This is a genomic window from Olivibacter sitiensis DSM 17696 (assembly GCF_000427965.1).
Taxonomy (GTDB): domain Bacteria; phylum Bacteroidota; class Bacteroidia; order Sphingobacteriales; family Sphingobacteriaceae; genus Olivibacter; species Olivibacter sitiensis.
Genome location: NZ_ATZA01000022.1, coordinates 24,701 through 42,725 on the forward strand (window position 1 = coordinate 24,701; position 18,025 = coordinate 42,725).

The window sequence follows — 18,025 nt, forward strand, 5'->3', positions numbered from 1 at the left end:
GTGCAAATGCCTGCGAAAAAATTGTGAGAAAAGATTAGCGCAAGAGTTGAATAAGACGATTCTTGTGCTATTTGGTGAATTCTTTTTTTATTTTGTTGTATCAAAAGTTTAAAAACGGGTAATTTTATGCCATGATACATCAAAACTTGCTTTTAGTACTTTCGCTGTTCTTCATGATGTCCCTGCTGTACATGCTCAGCCAGCGACTGAAGATATCTTATCCTATTTTTCTGGTCATTGGGGGACTCGCCATCAGCTTCATTCCCGGCGTGCCTCATATAAGTGTAGAGCCTGATCTTATATTTTTGATATTTTTGCCCCCCTTATTGTTTGAGGCTGCTTGGGGTAGTTCTTGGAACCATCTGTGGAATTGGAGGCGGTCTATTCTCATATTGGGTTTTGGATTGGTATTGGTCACTTCGGCCGCAATTGCTTTTTTTTCAGTTCAAATTATACCGGGATTTACATTGGCCCTCGGTTTTTTGCTTGGGGGCATCATATCGCCACCGGATGCTGTGGCGGCTACTTCTGTATTGAAGGGTATGAGCGTACCCAAGAGGGGACTAGCTATTCTGGAGGGTGAAAGTTTGGTGAACGATGCAGCCTCCCTGACTATATTCCGATTTGCTATTGCAGCTATTTTGACTGGTCAGTTTGTGCTTGAGGAAGCGACCGTCGAGTTCTTTGAATTGGCTGTAATGGGTGTATTCGTTGGCCTCGTAATTGCGCATATACTTTATTTTGTATTGCGTTATTGGGTGAAAGGATCCAGTATTACTACTCCTATGACGTTGATAGCTCCGTATCTAATGTATATCGTTGCCGAAGAATTTGAATGGTCTGGTGTATTGGCTGCTGTGAGCGGTGGGCTTTTTCTGTCTTTTCGGTCTAGTGATTATCTCAACTACGATACGCGTTTGCAGACAAAGGAAGTGTGGTCTACGGTTGGGTTTCTATTAAATGGTTTTGTTTTTATATTGATCGGATTGGAACTTCCTGTAATCGTGGAAGGGCTAGGCAGTTATTCAATGGAGGAAGCTATACGTTATGCATTAATCATCAGCGCAATGGTTATTGTTATCCGTATTGTCCTTGTTTACCTTTCTGCTTTCATTCCTCGTCTACTTAGCAAAAGAATTAGGGAAAAAGAGCGTAGTCCAGGACTTAAACTACCGTTTATTATCGGCTGGGCAGGTATGCGGGGAGTGGTTTCGTTGGCATCCGCCTTGGCCATTCCGCTCACGCTAAATAATGGTTCGGAATTTCCTCACCGCAATTTGATCTTGTTTATTACGTTTGCCGTTATCTTGGTTACGTTGGTCTTTCAAGGACTTACTTTGCCATTATTCTTGAAGCTGCTTAAGGTGGAGGAAGTGGATATCTATATTCCGGAAGAGGAGCAAATAGAGGCTATTCGATTAGAGTTAGGGAAACAATCGATCGAATATTTGGATACCAACTACAGTTATGAAATGGGGCAATATGAAACAATTGCACGTATAAAGGAGCAGCTAGAGCGAAGCGTCGCGGCGGCCGAAGCCACGTCAAATGAAGATGACAAGAAACAAGCGCTAAAGTCCGTTCGTGGGTTATATCGCAAAATAATGCTTGAACTTGTGTCTTTGCGAAGGCAGGGATTGAATAAATTTCGCTTAGAAAAGAAATACGATGACGAGGTGTTGCGACTGATGGAAAACAATCTTGACTTGGAGGAAGCTAGGTTAAATAGGGACTAGACAGAAAATGAATTTTGTAAGGATAGCAGCATTGCATTTTAAGTTGTGAAAAAAGAGTTTTTGGATACTTAAGTTTTTTTATTTAATCCTGTTCTGATATTTAAGTGGATTAATGGGCTTGCTTAATATGAAGGAGGGCGTGTCGTAATCCGATATCTGAAATAAAAAATCCTGTATCAGTTTACGATACAGGATTTTTATGTATAAGATTTTTTAGTCAGAAGACTAATTTGCGGTAAGTGCTACCGGAGCCAGTTGCCTTGGTGATCCGTCAGGACCAACTGCGATGATTTGGTCAAATATAACCCTAGCTCCCGGGCTGATGCCGTTCAGTGCATTTTTCATTGCTGGGCTCAGCTGATTGTTGTTTGCACTTAATACAATCGCATCCGCTCTTGGATTGGCAATGATAAGACTGAATTTAGTGATATTAAACTTGGCGTCAAATTCGAAATTCTCCAACGTAGCAAACAGTGCACTTTGCGCTTTGATAGCTACAGTTGGCATGGAGCCTCCAGATTTGCCCGCAAACTTAGCAATTGGATCAGGAATACGCTTCACCCTGAACTCAGTAGTGCTCAACGTTTGTGATTTCCCTGGGGCTACTTCGGCGGTGATGGAAACCTTGGCAGTTCCTGGAGTCGTGGCGCGAACATTATACTTGCCATTGCTTCCAGATATTGTTCCTCCGCTCATACTCACCTTTATTTTGTCAGCAGGAATACCTGGTGCAGAGACAGAAACCGGATTGTCCACACCGATGTAGAAGACGTTCATCTTGTCTGGCGATACCACGGCAGATGGTCTTGCTACTGTGTACGATTGCTCTTTTGTAGTATAAGTTTTATCCGTGCCGTCGGTACCTTTTACAAGGATATTTGCCTTCCATGTGAACGTACCTTCCTTGCTTGTACTTACGGTATATAGGCCTCTTCCATCTTTAGTTGGCAAAGCGCTGCCACCTACCGTAACCGTAGGGTTGGATTTACTGTCGTAAGCGGTCAAAAACACCTCTGCTTCATATGGTTGTCCTTGAATGAGGTAGGATGTGGGAGCCACAGCGACAGCCTCGAACTGGTCAAGGGTTACAACAGCTTGATCCATTTGACCTAATATGCGTTTGACGACATCCGACTCGGCATTTTTTGCGTCTGCTTGTATTTTAGATAAAATAGTCATTGCAGCCGTCAAAGGAACGCCTTCCCCGAAATTTACTTGCTCCCAAGATCTTTTGGTACCCACAGCTTTCTTAGGGTCGTTTGCCTCTAGGGAGAATGTTGCCAATTCAGCATCTTTTGGACCTAGGATCTCGATGAGTTTTTCCCTGGTTTCATTGATTTTGTTTTTCAATTCCGTTGCCTTCTTACCATTTATCATGATACTTTGGGCAATATCGGTATTGTCTCTCATCTTGATGTCGCCAGTTTCCTCGTTTATTCCACCGCCATCATTTATGAACCGTTGTTTCAACTCCTCAATCATGGAGTTTAACTCTCCTGCCAATTGAGAAGCTTGTTTTGCTTTTTCATATATGGGCTTTGCCCTTTCTGGGTTATCCTTCAATTTTGTCTGTTCAAAACTAGTAAACAGTTGTTCTACGGATGTACTCACGTTCGAAGTTGAGGTCTCCAGACTGTCATTAATAGTTTTGAACGCTTCTAATATAGTATCCGAGACATTCAGCGCCAACATTGCTAGTAACACGAGGTACATAATGTTGATCATCTTCTGCCTAGTCGTTTCTTTTCCTCCAGCCATGCGTTTTTTTTTCTTTAGTTTATTATAAAAAAATAAGTGTAAAGCAGGGGGCTTAGACCCTAGGCTGGTTCAACGCAGAAAGCATGTTGCCGTATATTGAGTTTAATGTAGCGACATTCTTGGCGAGTTTGTTGGCTTCTTCTTTGAATTTGGCCGTGTTTTCTGAGGAGTCTGCGAAGTTTTGCAGTGTTTCAGCTAAGTTGGTATAGTAGCTGTTGATTTTCTGTAGGTTGCTGCTAGATTCTTTCAATTCAGATTCATAAATGCTGTTCAAAGCACCTAGATTGGTCGCCAGTTTAGTAACTTGTGTTTGATAGGCTTCCGTGTCGGTTTTGGTTTCGCCTATAGAAGACAAATTACTTGTTGCCTTTTCGAAAGCGATACTCAAACTGTCAAATTTACTACTTGCGGTCCTAAGTTTTTCCGAGAACTCACGTGTATCTAGCGATGCATCTGCAATTTGGTTGATTGCGCCGATTTTTTCACTAAATACTTTCAGGCCAGCGCCCAATTGTTCGAAACTTTTTGGTGAGAGATTGGCGTCATTCAGCATTTTGTCCAAAGCTGCGGTACTGCTAGGAGCAGCTGCAACATTTTGCCTTACAGGCAGTGGGCCGCTATAATCGTCTGCCAATTCTGGATATACTTTTTCCCAATGTGGATCTTCCGCAGGCGGATATAGACCTGTAAGAAAGAAAAGGATGGCCTCTATTGTCAAACCTGCACCTATGAGATAGGTTCCCAACGAACCTCCCCAGTGGTTGATTTTAAACATTGCTCCAATAATTACGATACTAGCTCCCCATGAAATTGCAACGTGCAACCATCCGGGGTTTTTTCCTTTAGCTTTTGCCATGACGCTGTGTAAATTTTGTCCTAAATTTTAAAGTGTAAATAAAAATCGATTTGTAAATTTTTTCCGAATATAAGGCATTTCTCGCACTAAGAAATAAAAAAACGGAAAAAAACTCTGAAATACCATCAATTAGGTATGCTTATGTGACTAAATCGTGTTGGGAAATACAAAAAAAACCTTAAACTTGCCAAAACTTTAAGAGATAGATAAGACATGAGCATTAGTAAAATTTGTTGTATTGGAGCTGGATATGTAGGTGGGCCGACAATGGCCATTATTGCCAAACAGTGCCCTCATATAAGGGTGACTGTAGTAGACCTAAATGAAGCAAGAATAGCTGCATGGAATGATCCCGATGTCGAAAAAATCCCGGTCTACGAACCCGGGTTAAGTGCGGTAGTAGCAGAGGCTAGAGGGCGAAATTTGTTTTTTTCAACAGATGTAGAAAGTGCGATTGAGGATGCTGAGTTGATTTTTATATCTGTAAATACGCCAACTAAGACGTATGGTGCAGGTAAAGGACAAGCAGCCGACTTAAAGTGGATAGAATTGTGTGCCCGTCAAATCGCTCGGGTTGCTAAATCGGATAAAATTATCGTTGAAAAATCTACTCTTCCTGTTCGTACTGCCAGTGCGTTGAAGGACATTTTGCAAAATACGGGAAATGGAGTAAACTTCAGGATTCTGTCTAACCCAGAGTTTTTGGCTGAAGGAACAGCCGTGGAAGATCTTTTTGAACCAGATAGGGTGTTGATTGGTGGCGACCAAAGCGAAGAGGGGCGAGAAGCCATTGAAGCATTGGTGGAGATTTATGCAAATTGGGTGCCTCGTGAAAGGATCCTTACAACTAATATCTGGTCTTCCGAGCTGTCCAAGCTTACTGCTAATGCCTATTTAGCACAGCGTGTTTCTTCTATTAACTCATTGTCAGAGCTTTGCGAGTATACGGAGGCCGATATAAATGAAGTAGCCAGGGCGATAGGTACCGATAGTAGGATTGGGCCTAAATTCTTAAAGGCATCCGTGGGTTTTGGTGGTTCATGTTTCCAAAAGGATATCCTAAACTTGGTTTATATCGCCCGTTCATATGGATTGACCGAAGTGGCTGATTATTGGGAGCAGGTCATCATCATGAATGATCATCAAAAACGCCGTTTTGCAAACAAGATTATTCAAAAATTATATAATACGGTAAATGGCAAGAAAATTGCGTTTTTGGGCTGGGCTTTTAAGAAAGACACGAACGATACCAGGGAATCTGCCGCCATTTATGTAGCCGATCACTTATTGCATGAGCAAGCTAATATTGCCGTTTATGATCCAAAGGTTACGGAGCAACAAGTATTGACTGATATGGACTATTTGGATACGCGGTCTCCTGAAGAAAACAGAAAGCTCATAAAGACATATCAGGATCCCTATGAGGCATGCAAAGATGCCCATGCGATCGCCATTTTGACAGAATGGGACGAATTTAAATCATATGATTGGAAGCGGATATACGACAATATGCTCAAACCTGCAAACATTTTTGATGGTAGGAACTTATTAGACAAGGCTGCATTGCAGCAAATAGGATTTAAGGTTTGGGCAATAGGAAGCTAGTGGATGTCTATTTTGCGAACAATGTTTTGGTTTAATTTTTTTCATTAATATATGGCTTTGGACACACTTGAAGCAACTGTTAAAACAAGGATAGATCAATGGTTGAGCGGCAATTACGACGAAGAAACCAAGAAGACGATACGGGAACTCCTGAACGCAGGAAGCTACGATGAATTAACCGACTCTTTTTATAAGGACCTTGAATTTGGTACTGGCGGCCTTCGAGGGATAATGGGCGTGGGGACCAATAGGATGAACAAATATACCGTTGGACTCGCTACCCAAGGCTTTGCCAATTATCTAAAGAAGCAAGGCTACAATACCATTAAAGTAGCGATAAGCTACGATAGCCGAAATAATTCAAAGGAGTTCGCCCAGACAGTGGCCGACATATTCTCGTCTAATGATATTGAGGTTTATTTGTTCTCTTCTTTGAGGCCTACCCCCCTTTTATCCTATGCCGTTCGTAAGCTGCATTGCCAGGCCGGGGTAATGCTTACTGCATCGCACAATCCCAAAGAGTATAATGGATACAAGGCATACTGGAATGATGGAGGGCAATTGGTACCTCCTCATGACGAGGCCGTAATTCACGAAGTGAATCAAGTTTCAATAGAGGATTTGGATTTTGGAGGGAAGCAGGAAAATATACACCTGCTTAAGGAGGAGCTCGATGATCAATATATTGAAGAAGCATTAAAGCTGAAGCTCAACGCGAAAGCTGTCGAAGAAGCGTCAGATCTAAAGATTGTTTATAGCCCGATTCACGGAACGGGAATTACCTTGGTACCCAAGGCGCTTAAGGCTTGGGGATTTAAAGATGTGCTGTTGGTGGATGAACAGGCCGAACCAAATGGCAATTTCCCAACGGTTGTTTATCCAAATCCCGAGGAGAAGGAAGCTATGTCTATGGCATTGAATAAAGGACAGGCTCTTTCTGCCGATTTGGTACTAGCGACCGATCCTGATGCGGATAGAGTGGGCGTTGGTTGTAAGAATATAGCTGGAGAATGGCAGCTGCTTAACGGGAACCAAATCGGAAGCCTTTTGGTAGATTATGTGTTGAGTTCCAAACATGCATCTGGCAATCTGAAGGACAACGACTATGTTTGTAAGACCATAGTCACTACCGAACTTATTGCCCAGATAGCAAAAGCATATGGAGTGCCAGTGTATGATGTGTTGACGGGATTTAAATATATCGGACAACTGATCACTCAGCGAGAAGGCAAACAGGAGTTTTTGGTGGGAGGAGAAGAAAGTTATGGTTTCTTGGTGGGGGAGATGGTAAGGGATAAGGATGCGGTGATTTCATGCGTTTTCATAGCGGAGATGGCTGCATTTTACAAAACAAAAGGGAAAACCTTGTTTGAAGCGCTGCTAGAGCTATACGTGAAGTATGGATTTTATAAGGAAAAGTTAATATCTGTTACCAAAAAGGGCAAGGCAGGTGCAGAGGAAATCAAAGCGATGATGGAAAGGCTCAGGCTAGATATGCCAAGGTCATTGGGTGGCTATGAGGTGGCACATGTGAGAGATTATGCAAATAGCATAGAAACTGATATGGAAAGTCTTGAATCGCGGACCATAGACCTACCTAAGTCTGACGTGCTCCAGTTTATTACTAAAGATGGAAGTGTCATTTCTGCTAGGCCATCGGGCACAGAACCCAAAATAAAATTCTATTGCAGTGCGAAGATGCCGCTAAAAGATATAGATAGCTACGATGAAGTAAATGGAAAATTAGACGATAAGATTGACGCCATGATGAAGGATATCTTGTCTTAAATCTTAGAGTTTGTTTTAATTGAGCCTAAAAAAAGTCTGCCCATTCTTTTTTTAGGTTTTTTTGTTTGTGTGCCTTTCACTACCTATTATATCGCCAAAGGCAATTGTCAGATAGACATTGTTGACATTATCGTTATGTTTAATATCGATACACCTTTAAGGATTACCTCCCCCCCCCCCAGTTGCCGATATAAATTAAGCTAAAAGTTTATCATTTCTTCTGTTTGAGCAGGAAGTTCCAAAGTTTATTTTCTTTTTGTTATCACATTTTTATCACATATTGTTTTTTATTTTGATAGAAATAAAATTAATTTTTGTTTTATTAGTTTGTTTTTTGTTTTTTTGTTTAGTATTTTTTGTTTTTCCAATGATTTTGTAGGTAGTTTTTTGTGTATGGAGAAAATATACTTTAGAGAGGGCTCGTTATATTTCTATCATTTTCTTTTTTCTAGTATGGCGGCATATTTTCTTCTTTCTGGAAGTTTATTTTTTCAACACGAAATTTATCTGTAAAAAGTTACTTCTAAGGTCAGGCAGACTGATGTATCTTGATTTTAGAAGGATTATATCGGGTTGCAGGTTCTTGAACCATTGTTCAAGAGTTTTTGTGGTTCGATAGGGAAATTTCGAAAAATGCGAGGGCAGAAATTACTGTTCCTGAATATTAAAATTGTTATTTATTTGCTATAATTGCATAAATAATCTAAAACTGAAAACTTGAAAACAGTAGTTTTTGGAGGGAGCGGACAGTTGGGGCAGTGCTTAGCGGAGCAAGTTCAAGGGAACCCCAATTATGTTTTCTTATCCTCAGATGAAGGCAACGTAACAAAGGCTGATCAATTGAGGCATTTGTTTGAAAAACTTAAACCTGACGTCGTGGTCAACTGTGCCGCCTACACTGCTGTCGATAAGGCAGAAGACGAAATAGACCTTGCCTATGCCATCAACTCACATGCCGTAAAAAACCTAGCCATATTATCCAAAGAATATAACTCAAAGTTAATACATATTTCGACTGATTTTGTGTTTGAAGGCAATAAGGTTGGATTATTGGCAGAAGATGATGAATGCAAACCCCAGGGCGTATATGGTGCTAGCAAACTGGAAGGTGAAGAAAATATCCGTGCCATACACAGCAAATATTTTATCGTGCGTACAAGTTGGCTCTATTCGGAGTATGGCGGCAATTTCGTGAAAACGATGCTAAGACTTGCAGATAGTAGAAACGAGTTATCGGTAGTGAGTGATCAGGTAGGAACACCTACTTATGCGATGGACTTGGCGGCTTTCATCCTTAATTTAATATCGTCCAAAAGCGAAACCTACGGGCTATACCATTATAGTGATATGGGGGTAGCCAGTTGGTACGATTTTGCGCACTCCATTTTTGACCTAGGAGAAAAAAAAATAAACTTAAGTGCAATTAAGACAAGCCAGTATCCTACTAGGGCTAGGCGGCCTTTTAATTCCGTGATGGACAAATCCAAGGTAATAGCAACTTTTGGTGAACACATTCCTCATTGGCGTGACAGTTTGCGTATTTGTTTAAAGAATTTAGTAAAAAAATAATTGCTTATAGGTGGTCGTAATATTTAAAAATAGACTTTTTTATTGTATGAATTTGAAAATCGATAAATGGTTGATTCTGTTGGCGGTAGCGATGCTTTGGTGTATTCCTGTCAAATCACAGAGCATGCTTGAGGAGGTGTCCTATGAGGATCTGGAAACACTGATTAACACTGCCAAGGAAAACTATCCAAAAATCCACGCTATGAGCAAACAAGTGGATATTGCCAACGTGGAAATAACAAGTGCTAAATTGGGGTGGTTTAAGCCGCTATCGATCATGTATTATTACACACCTTCATGGAGCTGGGCTGGGACTGACGATAGATTCTTTATGTTCAATGGCTTTCAATTTGGGATAATGCTCAACGTAGGCACATTGTTGCAAACACCATCGGAAATTAAGAAAGCTAAATTGTTCAAGGATTTTGCGGAATTAAACGGCGAGGAATATGTCCTATCCTTAACAAAGGAAGTGAAGAATAGGTATTACGCACTTATTGGTGCAAAAAACATGCTTAACGTTCGGATGAAAGCCAGTATTGATGCAGCGACCCTGCAAAAGGACATGAATTTTCGATATCAAAAAGGAGAGGTGTCGTTTGAGGACTTGATAAAATATAACAGTGACGTAACCCAGCACAGCATAGATAGGATTATAGCTGAACAGGATTACCTCACTAGCGTTGCCAACTTGGAGGAGTTAATAGGAGTACCTTTAGACACAGTCATAAAAATTCAACTACACAATGGAGATAACTAAATATTTTAAGCTTTTGTTAAAGAATAAGTACCTGTTGGTATTGATTCCTTTGGCTGCGGTAGTGATTACCTATTTCCTGGTTCAGAATTTGCCTGATGTTTACAAGTCCAACGCGCAAATTTCAGCCGGTCTGGTAGATCGGACTCAAAATATTATCAATGCGAGAGATGAGCTTTCTGACCAAGCAGTCAATCAACAGTTTAGCAATATGTTGAGTATTATGGAGCAAAGCTCTGTACTGAATATGGTCACATATCGCCTGCTGAGACACGATTTAGGCAATCCTGTTCCTTTCCGTAAGATTCCGGAGAAGTTTGATTTTCCGGGGAAGAAAAGGCTAGAGCTGATGGATGTGATAGATCGGCTTTATGAAAGACCTAGTGATTTGAAAGATATCAAAGCTTCTGCTGACTATAAAGTATTGACTGAATTTGCAGAGGTAATGAAGTACGATGTCAAGAGCCTACGGAGCAAATTGGAAAAATTCAGGATACAAAATAGTGATTATATAAATATTGAGTTTACTTCCGAGAATGCGCAACTTTCTGCTTTTGTGGCCAATGCCGTAGCGGAAGAATTTACCAGGTACTATAATTCGTTATTGAAAGATAGCCAGAATAATTCTGCCGATTTTCTAGGAGATTTAGTGAAGCAGCGGAGATTTGAGCTAGACAGTTTGACGCGCTTGTTAAGAGATTATAAAATTCAAAAAGGCATCCTTAATTTGGCTGACCAAAGTAAAACGCTGAATGGTCAAATTGCTGACTATGAAAGTCTTCGGGAAGCAAATAGAAAAAGCGTGGTATCTTCTGCTGGTGCTGTCAGCAAAATTGACCAAAAGTTTAACCCCAAGACTTTGGGTTATTACGAATCTTCTATATATGGTTTGAACCAACAAATCGTAAACGACCAGCAGCAGATTGATTTATTGACTAGGCAATATGTAGAAAGTGGTTTCAAGACCAATATCAAGAAGCAGATTGATTCCGTTAAGAAGCATTTGGAAGGCTTGGTAACCGCAGCTTCTGAGAATTATCCATACAATCCGTTAGTTGCAAAAAGCGACTTGATAGGCAAAAAATTGCAATTGCAGGTGGAAGGTGATAAATCTTTTTACAGTACGGAATCTATTAACGAAGAGTTGGAACGATTGAACAGGAAATTCACAGGACTTGTGCCCCATGAAGCCGTTATTCAATCGTACGAAAACGATATTATGATTGCTGGGCAGGCCTATTTGGATGCACTGAATAAATATAATCAGGTTAACCTGCAAAATAAGACGGCAACGAAAGTGCGTTTGGTAGAGCCAGCCTCTCCCAACAAGGCCGAACCATCTAAGAAGGTGTTGTATATCGTGTTTTCGGGTGTTGTCAGCTTGTTCTTCTGCTTGTTGGTGCTGTTTATTATATTCCTTCTTGACAATACCATTCGTACTCCGCTGGAGCTTCAGCGTGCCACAAAGCTTCCAGTATTGGGCTCATTCAGCCGTATCAGTGATCCTTCACTGGACATACAGCAGGTATGGGAAGGAAATACAACCAGTAGCGAGGCCCTGTCTTTCAAAAATGCACTGAGAGCGTTTCGTTTTGAAGCGCTGAATGCCATGGTACCTCCTTCCAAGATCATGTACATCACCAGTATGATGCCCAATGAAGGAAAAACGCTCATCAGTTTGAGCGTGGCCTATGCTTATCTGCGAACAGGCCTGAAGGTATTGCTCATAGATGGCAATTTTTCGCATTCGAGCATAACCAAAAAATTGGGATTGACGGATTATATTGAAGACTACCTCAATAAGGAAAAATATATAGACTATGATAATATAAAGTATGGAAAGCCATTGCTGAAAATATTGGGTAATCAAGGAAATGACGAATCACTCTATGAAGTGGCTCCTAAAACATCCATTGATGAGGTCTTTGCTAAGTTTCAGGAGGTTTTTGATCTTATAATTATTGAATCTGGCCCATTGGTGAAAAAGAACGAGGCCAAGGAATGGTACCATATCGGTGGTACGGTAGTGGCTGTTTTTCAGGCGGATCAGTCGATTGACAGTAAAAAGGAGCAGATGATCGAATATTATAGAAGCCTAGGAAATAATTTTGGCGGCTGGATTATGACGAAAGTGAAAGCAAAATCGTAGGATATGTTAGTCTTTTGGGGAGAGTGCTTGTTGCATGCTAGCTTGGTTGCTCTACAGCTTGTAGTGGGTGCTCACCTATTTCTGCCTTTCATTTTCTACTCGATTTGGAGAATGAGAGGCAAGCGACCCGTCATTTTGCCTAGCGTACTTTCTCAGCAAGAAACTAAAGTAGATTACGCTATTATCATCACGGCCTATGAGCAGACGCATCAGCTATCAACAGCGATAGCTTCTGTGCTTCAGAGCCGTTATAAGCATTTCCACGTCTACGTGGTGATAGATGCCTGCCAAGAGAGAAACTTCGCGTACGATGATCCTCGCGTTAGTGTGTTGTATCCTGAACAACACCTGCAATCTAACGTAGGGTCACATAGGTATGCCATTGCCAGATTCGTGAGGGACCATAATTGGATTTGTATCTTGGATAGCGATAACCTGATGGATTCCTGTTTTATGGACGCTACTTTACCTTTCATCTATTCAGGGTATGAGGCCTTGCAAGGAGTGCGACTTCCAAAAAACGTTAATACGGATATCGCCTGCCTAGATGCAGCCAGAGATGTCTATTACCGTGTTTATGATGGACGGATCCTTTTTGATCTAGGTTCTTCCGCCACTTTGACGGGATCTGGGATGGCTTTCAATACGAGCGCATATATAGCCAGTTTTTCGGGTGTTGACGATATAAAAGGAGCGGGATTTGACAAAGTATTGCAGTTCTTGATTGTCAAGAGTGGAAAGCGAATTGCTTATGTGGAGGATGCCTTTGTATGGGATACCAAGACCGCAGGCGGTTCACAGCTGGTATTTCAAAGAGCAAGATGGATCAATAGCTGGTTTAGGTATTCGTATCATGGAATTAGTCTTTTGGGCACTGGTCTGTTAAAAGCCAATGTCAATCAAGTACTTTTTTCACTTGCTCTTTTGAGACCCCCATTGTTTTTGTTGGTGTTATTTGCTTTTGTGGGATTGTTGTTCAATAGTTTCATAAACCTTTCATTGAGCCTGTTTTGGGCGATCAGCTTGGTGTTTTTTGTACTAGGTTTTTTTACGGCGTTGCGAGAGGAAGATGCCAACGGCAGGATATATCGTTCCTTGAAAAGGATTCCTTTGTTTATGTATCTTCAGGTAAAAGCATTGTTGTATTCCAGAAATGCAAATCGTAGATCGGCATATACCGATCATAGCGTGGGTGAATTAAAAAATTTTAACGGATAAGGCATATGTTCTCAACTTTTTCTGACGGGGATAAACCAAATTTAAGAACACTCTTGTTTGTTGCATTTGTGCTTCTTTCCGTTTCATTGATCAGTGTGTTGACCATTACATCATTGACGAGTGCGTTTGCTTTCGCTTTGGCGGCTCCTATAGCTGTCATTATCCTTATATTCGTTTTCAGGGACCCTAGGCTGGGTTTTTGTTTATATCTGATTTATTGTTTTATGCTGCCAGGCATCATGCGTAATTTGGGCATTTCGTCGTTGGGACCTGGCATGGAGATTATACTGGGTGTTACCTGGCTTTCGATATTGGTGCAACGCAAGGAGTATCACTGGGAGAACCTCAGCAACGATTATATGGCGTTGATCTTGGTCTGGTTTATCATAAGCGTGTTTCAGGTCGTAAATCCAACGGATGCGAGCATCAAAGGTTGGTTGGCAGAGTTTCGGTTTACCGCACTGAATTGGATTATGATTGCCCCGCTGGCATTTGTTTTATTCAATAGGAAAAAGGACTTGAACAGGTTTTTCTTGGCTATATTTTCCTTATCCCTGCTGGCATCTCTGTATGCCATAAAGCAATATTTGTTTGGTGTTTCGGAAATGGAGCAATTGTGGCTAAATAATGGCGCAAATTTTACGCATGTCATTTTTGGGCGACTACGTATGTTCTCATTCTTTACGGATGCTGGACAGTTTGGGGCTTCTCAAGCGCATATGGCATTGATGGCAATTATCCTGTCATTTGGACCTTTCTCACGAAAGATAAGGTTTATCTTAGTTCTATTGTCGGCCATTTTCCTGATAGGCATGCTCATTTCAGGTACGCGGGGAGCCTTTTTTACCTTGATGTCTGGCGGTATGGTGTGGTTGTTGCTGACGAAAAACTTTAAGACCCTATTTATCGGTACCATCATGGTCGTTGGTTTTGTCGTGTTTTTGAAATATACCAGTATAGGTAGCAGTAGTTATCAAATTGAACGATTGAGAACAGCATTGGACTTTAATGATCTATCATTCCAAGCCAGATTGGAAAACCAGAAGAAACTAGCTGAATTGATGGAAGACCTTCCTTTTGGTGGTGGATTGGGTGTCTCAGGAGCAAATGGGACGCTTTATAATTCCAGTAATCCACTTGCCAGTATTCCGCCAGATAGCTATTGGGTAAAGATATGGGTGATGTATGGCGTAGTGGGACTGGTTATTTGGTTTAGTATCATTTGTTATATCATTGGTAAGTGTTGTGGCATTTCATGGAATTTGAGAGATGAGAAATTGCGTGTGAAGATCATTGCGCTGACTGCTGGAACCGTTGGCCTTTTTGTCAGTAGCTATGGCAATGAAGTGATGAATTCAGTTCCATCCTGCATCGTTTTGTATCTATCTTGGAGCTATGTGGTACTGTCTCCTGCCATGGATGGGAAAAAGGAAGACGAATATGTTAGTTTGAAACAAAAAGACAAGTAAAATGCCTTTTGAAATCCTTATAATCCCATCTTTGATCTGCCTTGTGGCAGGGTTGATCAGTGGCTACAAAGCGACTGATGATAGGAGCAAGATGAATTAAATTTAGATTTTTGATGTGAACAATTTGCTACGGTATTTGCCGCAGAAACTACAACGCGTTACGTCGGGAAGAAAGATTATTTATGAAATCGACGGCCTGCGTTTCTTATCCATTTTCCCCGTGCTCGTGCAGCACCTGAGCGAACGTTTTGAACGCCATACTAATAACCATTTTGTAGACTTGCCGATCGATAAAGCCTCGTCTTTTGTGACTTCCCGAGGCTTTCTGGGAATCTATATTTTCTTTGTCATCAGTGGTTTCATCTTGGTGCTTCCATTTGCATCGCATTATTTGAAAGGGACTCGTAGGCCGCTTTTAAAAGATTATTATTGGAGAAGGCTTACTAGGCTGGAACCGCCTTTTCTTTTTTGGATGTCGGTTTTGTTCGTCGTTTTCTTGTTGGTCAATCATGCAAGCTTCCTAAAGTATATTCCGCATTTTTTGGCCAGTATCAGCTATACTCATACTGTGATATTTAATAAATGGTCTCCTTTCAACCCATCTACCTGGACGCTAGAGATAGAGATTCAATTCTATATAATTGCACCATTTCTGGCCAGAATGTTTTTTTGCATTAAAAAAAATATGGTAAGAAGGGGAGTACTTATTGGTGGACTTGTCGGATTCATGGTGGTTCAGCAGCTTCTCCATTTTTATGCCAATCCTTGGAGCTTTAATATTCTGGGACATCTGCACTATTTCCTGTTGGGTTTTCTTTTGGCGGATATCTATTTGTTGGAATGGCAAAAGATCAGGCGCAATCATTTATTTGATATACTGACATTGGTAGCAGGGCTGGGCCTACTGTTTTCCTGGAGCTGGAGCTATGAACTTGCAAGTCGATTGTTGGTTATTGCCTCCCTGTTTTTACTGTTTTGTTCCGTATTTAAGGGGATATGGGTCAATCGTTTCGTCGTCAACCCTTGGGTTACTTCCATAGGTGGCATGTGTTATACCATCTATTTGATTCATTTACCTTTGGCCGAATTGATGGTGCATTTTACCAAAGACATCCATGTCGGGCCTTATTTTACGGTCAATTTACTTTTCCAATTAGCCTTATTCTTGCCTTTTGTATTGGTTGTGGGCACATTGGGTTACCTAGTTATCGAAAAGCCCTGTATGGACAAAGATTGGCCTTTACATTTCAAAAGAAGGGTCTTATCTTTATTCGCTAATAGGCATTGATCTGCAGACAACATGTTCGAAAAGTTAATCCACACAGTCAAAAACAATCCGAACGGGAAAAAGTGGGCTCATAGGCTTTTGATCCCAAAAGGTGATTTTAAACCTAGGTGGTGGGTACTGGCCTTGTTGAATTCCTGGTTTCATCAAAAAGGGAAGGATTCCCGTATTCGCAGGAGTGTGCGCCGGGATCTTTTTCCTTTTCAGCCCTTCAGTATTGGGGACAATAGTTTGGTAGAGGATTTCTCGGTACTTAATAACGCAGTGGGGCCTCTGACCATTGGAAACGGTACAATTATAGGGCTATCCAACGTGATTATAGGTCCTGTGATGATAGGTAATAACGTGATGCTTGCCCAACATGTGGTCATTTCTGGTATCAACCATGGATACGAGGACATAACGCTTTCTCCTTCACAGCAGCCTCTTTCTGTCAGTAAAATAGAAATAGGTGACGATGTATGGATTGGCGCAAATTCCACTATTGTGGCTGGTGTGCATATTGGCAAGCATAGCATTGTGGGGGCAGGAAGCGTCGTTACCAAAAACGTACTCCCATATACCGTGGTGGTGGGCAATCCAGCACGAGCAATCAAGCGTTGGAACGAGGCGACTCAATTATGGGACAGGATATGATGAAAGGAGCGTCTTTGCCTGCAATCGTTTTTCTAGGTGCCGTTCGCTATGACGGAATATATGAGTCCACTAGCTTTAATACCGCCAAGAGCTTGGCGCAATATACAACGGTGTATTACATAGAGAATCCTTATACTATAAAGGACTTGTGGAAAGAGCGCAAGCAGATGCATCTAAGAAGAAGGTGGCGCCTCTTTTTCAAGCGGCGATCGATCTTGGACAGCGGCATAAAGAATCTGCTTATTATTGTGATACCTCCACTTTTATCCATCCATTTTTTGCCGGAAGGTAAGTTATATCGATTCTTCTTAAGGGTTAACCAGCGTCGGATTGCCGGTCATATTCGAAAATTGCTGCAAGAGGAAGGACAAAGTAACTATGTATTCATCAATTCTTTCAATTTTCATTATCCCGATGTGGGCCTATTTTTGTCTCCCATATTGCGGATATATCAATGTGTGGATGCCCTGGTAACACGATATGACACAAAACACGGCGTAGTTTCGGAGGATAAAGTAGTGAAACAAAGTGACTTGGTGGTATGCACGAGTCGTGAGCTCTGTCGATTAAAAGGGGAATTTAACCCCAATGTCTATTTCATGCCAAATGCTGCGCAGGTGGAGCACAGTATGAAATCGCTGGAACCAGATCTGAACGTGTTGAATGTCGTCCGCGAACTAAAGAAACCCATTATTGGCTATATAGGCAATATAGAACGAAGGCTAGATTACGATCTGCTGGAGAAATTGATTGGACGAAACAGACAGTACGATTTTGTTTTTGCAGGCCCGATAGCTTGGGAGGTGGTACCCGATTGGATCTTCAGGCAGCCAAATTTACATTTGATAGGGCGGATAGACTATGAATCTTTGCCCCAGTTGTTGAAGGGATTTGCTGTTTGTTTGATTCCCTTCAAGAAAAATGATGTGAGTGCAACGGTTTTTCCGCTCAAATTGTTTGAGTACCTAGGAGCTGGAAAGCCGGTCATTGCAACCAAATTTAATCCCGATTTGAAAGAATATACAAAAGATGTGGTTGTCTATGTGGATACTGCCGAGGAGTTTTCCATGGCAATAGAAAGGTCATTACAGCAAAATAGGGTAGCGGACGTAGAAAGGAGAGTAGCAATAGCTAAATACAACACATGGGATGAACGGGCAAAGGCATGGGCTGATCTGATAACTGAAAAGCTGGGCTAA

General features: G+C 41.4%; 13 protein-coding genes. 11 read left to right on the forward strand and 2 right to left on the reverse strand.

What is annotated here, in order from left to right; genetic code table 11:
- The first annotated feature begins 131 nt into the window (after nucleotides 1-131).
- The gene (locus tag A37S_RS0112495) at nucleotides 132-1,736 is read left to right on the forward strand and encodes a Na+/H+ antiporter (RefSeq protein ID WP_028297274.1); all 1,605 of its coding nucleotides are present in this window, start codon (nucleotides 132-134) and stop codon (nucleotides 1,734-1,736) included.
- A gap of 225 nt (nucleotides 1,737-1,961) precedes the next feature.
- Here the strand turns inward: A37S_RS0112495 and porM are convergent, their stop codons facing one another.
- Both porM and porL read right to left on the reverse strand, forming a co-directional pair.
- Nucleotides 1,962-3,494: a type IX secretion system motor protein PorM/GldM gene (gene porM, locus A37S_RS0112500; protein ID WP_028297275.1), complete on the reverse strand. Its 1,533-nt coding sequence runs from the start codon at nucleotides 3,492-3,494 to the stop codon at nucleotides 1,962-1,964.
- Nucleotides 3,495-3,546: 52 nt separating this feature from the next.
- Nucleotides 3,547-4,350 (reverse strand): type IX secretion system motor protein PorL/GldL, encoded by an 804-nt coding sequence (porL, locus tag A37S_RS0112505; RefSeq protein ID WP_028297276.1) that lies wholly within the window; start codon nucleotides 4,348-4,350, stop codon nucleotides 3,547-3,549.
- Nucleotides 4,351-4,563: 213 nt separating this feature from the next.
- On the opposite strand from porL, the gene A37S_RS0112510 reads away from it, so the two are divergent.
- The 10 genes from A37S_RS0112510 (at nucleotide 4,564) to A37S_RS0112555 (ending at nucleotide 18,025) form a co-directional block, all read left to right on the forward strand.
- On the forward strand, nucleotides 4,564-5,955 hold the full coding sequence (locus A37S_RS0112510) for a UDP-glucose 6-dehydrogenase (protein WP_028297277.1): 1,392 nt from the start codon (nucleotides 4,564-4,566) through the stop codon (nucleotides 5,953-5,955).
- A 51-nt stretch (nucleotides 5,956-6,006) separates the two neighbouring features.
- A complete protein-coding gene (locus tag A37S_RS0112515) occupies nucleotides 6,007-7,743 on the forward strand; it encodes a phospho-sugar mutase (RefSeq protein ID WP_051293120.1) in 1,737 nt (578 codons plus the stop codon).
- A 717-nt stretch (nucleotides 7,744-8,460) separates the two neighbouring features.
- A complete protein-coding gene (rfbD, locus tag A37S_RS0112520; protein ID WP_028297279.1) occupies nucleotides 8,461-9,312 on the forward strand; it encodes a dTDP-4-dehydrorhamnose reductase in 852 nt (283 codons plus the stop codon).
- A 46-nt stretch (nucleotides 9,313-9,358) separates the two neighbouring features.
- Nucleotides 9,359-10,072, forward strand: a complete 714-nt coding sequence (locus tag A37S_RS0112525; protein WP_028297280.1) for a TolC family protein — start codon at nucleotides 9,359-9,361, stop codon at nucleotides 10,070-10,072.
- On the forward strand, nucleotides 10,059-12,218 hold the full coding sequence (locus A37S_RS0112530; protein WP_028297281.1) for an exopolysaccharide transport family protein: 2,160 nt from the start codon (nucleotides 10,059-10,061) through the stop codon (nucleotides 12,216-12,218). Before A37S_RS0112525 ends, A37S_RS0112530 begins: the two co-directional genes overlap by 14 nt.
- 3 nt (nucleotides 12,219-12,221) lie before the next feature.
- Nucleotides 12,222-13,436 (forward strand): glycosyltransferase, encoded by a 1,215-nt coding sequence (locus tag A37S_RS0112535; RefSeq protein WP_084163887.1) that lies wholly within the window; start codon nucleotides 12,222-12,224, stop codon nucleotides 13,434-13,436.
- 5 nt (nucleotides 13,437-13,441) lie between these two features.
- The gene (locus tag A37S_RS24615; RefSeq protein ID WP_084163888.1) at nucleotides 13,442-14,905 is read left to right on the forward strand and encodes an O-antigen ligase family protein; all 1,464 of its coding nucleotides are present in this window, start codon (nucleotides 13,442-13,444) and stop codon (nucleotides 14,903-14,905) included.
- 115 nt (nucleotides 14,906-15,020) lie between these two features.
- The gene (locus A37S_RS0112545; protein WP_169719492.1) at nucleotides 15,021-16,193 is read left to right on the forward strand and encodes an acyltransferase family protein; all 1,173 of its coding nucleotides are present in this window, start codon (nucleotides 15,021-15,023) and stop codon (nucleotides 16,191-16,193) included.
- A 12-nt stretch (nucleotides 16,194-16,205) separates the two neighbouring features.
- Nucleotides 16,206-16,826 carry an acyltransferase gene (locus A37S_RS0112550; RefSeq protein ID WP_028297284.1) on the forward strand — a complete coding sequence of 207 codons (621 nt, stop codon included), beginning with the start codon at nucleotides 16,206-16,208 and terminating at the stop codon, nucleotides 16,824-16,826.
- Nucleotides 16,823-18,025, forward strand: coding sequence for a glycosyltransferase (locus A37S_RS0112555; protein WP_028297285.1), 1,203 nt, complete (start codon nucleotides 16,823-16,825; stop codon nucleotides 18,023-18,025). The genes A37S_RS0112550 and A37S_RS0112555 overlap by 4 nt, the downstream gene beginning before the upstream one ends.

What these genes read in the sequence shown, in the direction of transcription:
- A37S_RS0112555 (WP_028297285.1), top strand. Translation starts at nt 16,823, where the DNA reads ATGATGAAAGGAGCGTCTTTGCCTGCAATCGTTTTTCTAGGTGCCGTT.
- porL (WP_028297276.1), bottom strand. Translation starts at nt 4,350, where the DNA reads ATGGCAAAAGCTAAAGGAAAAAACCCCGGATGGTTGCACGTTGCAATT.
- A37S_RS0112550 (WP_028297284.1), top strand. Translation starts at nt 16,206, where the DNA reads ATGTTCGAAAAGTTAATCCACACAGTCAAAAACAATCCGAACGGGAAA.
- porM (WP_028297275.1), bottom strand. Translation starts at nt 3,494, where the DNA reads ATGGCTGGAGGAAAAGAAACGACTAGGCAGAAGATGATCAACATTATG.
- A37S_RS24615 (WP_084163888.1), top strand. Translation starts at nt 13,442, where the DNA reads ATGTTCTCAACTTTTTCTGACGGGGATAAACCAAATTTAAGAACACTC.
- A37S_RS0112525 (WP_028297280.1), top strand. Translation starts at nt 9,359, where the DNA reads ATGAATTTGAAAATCGATAAATGGTTGATTCTGTTGGCGGTAGCGATG.
- A37S_RS0112495 (WP_028297274.1), top strand. Translation starts at nt 132, where the DNA reads ATGATACATCAAAACTTGCTTTTAGTACTTTCGCTGTTCTTCATGATG.
- A37S_RS0112530 (WP_028297281.1), top strand. Translation starts at nt 10,059, where the DNA reads ATGGAGATAACTAAATATTTTAAGCTTTTGTTAAAGAATAAGTACCTG.
- A37S_RS0112510 (WP_028297277.1), top strand. Translation starts at nt 4,564, where the DNA reads ATGAGCATTAGTAAAATTTGTTGTATTGGAGCTGGATATGTAGGTGGG.
- A37S_RS0112535 (WP_084163887.1), top strand. Translation starts at nt 12,222, where the DNA reads ATGTTAGTCTTTTGGGGAGAGTGCTTGTTGCATGCTAGCTTGGTTGCT.
- A37S_RS0112515 (WP_051293120.1), top strand. Translation starts at nt 6,007, where the DNA reads ATGGCTTTGGACACACTTGAAGCAACTGTTAAAACAAGGATAGATCAA.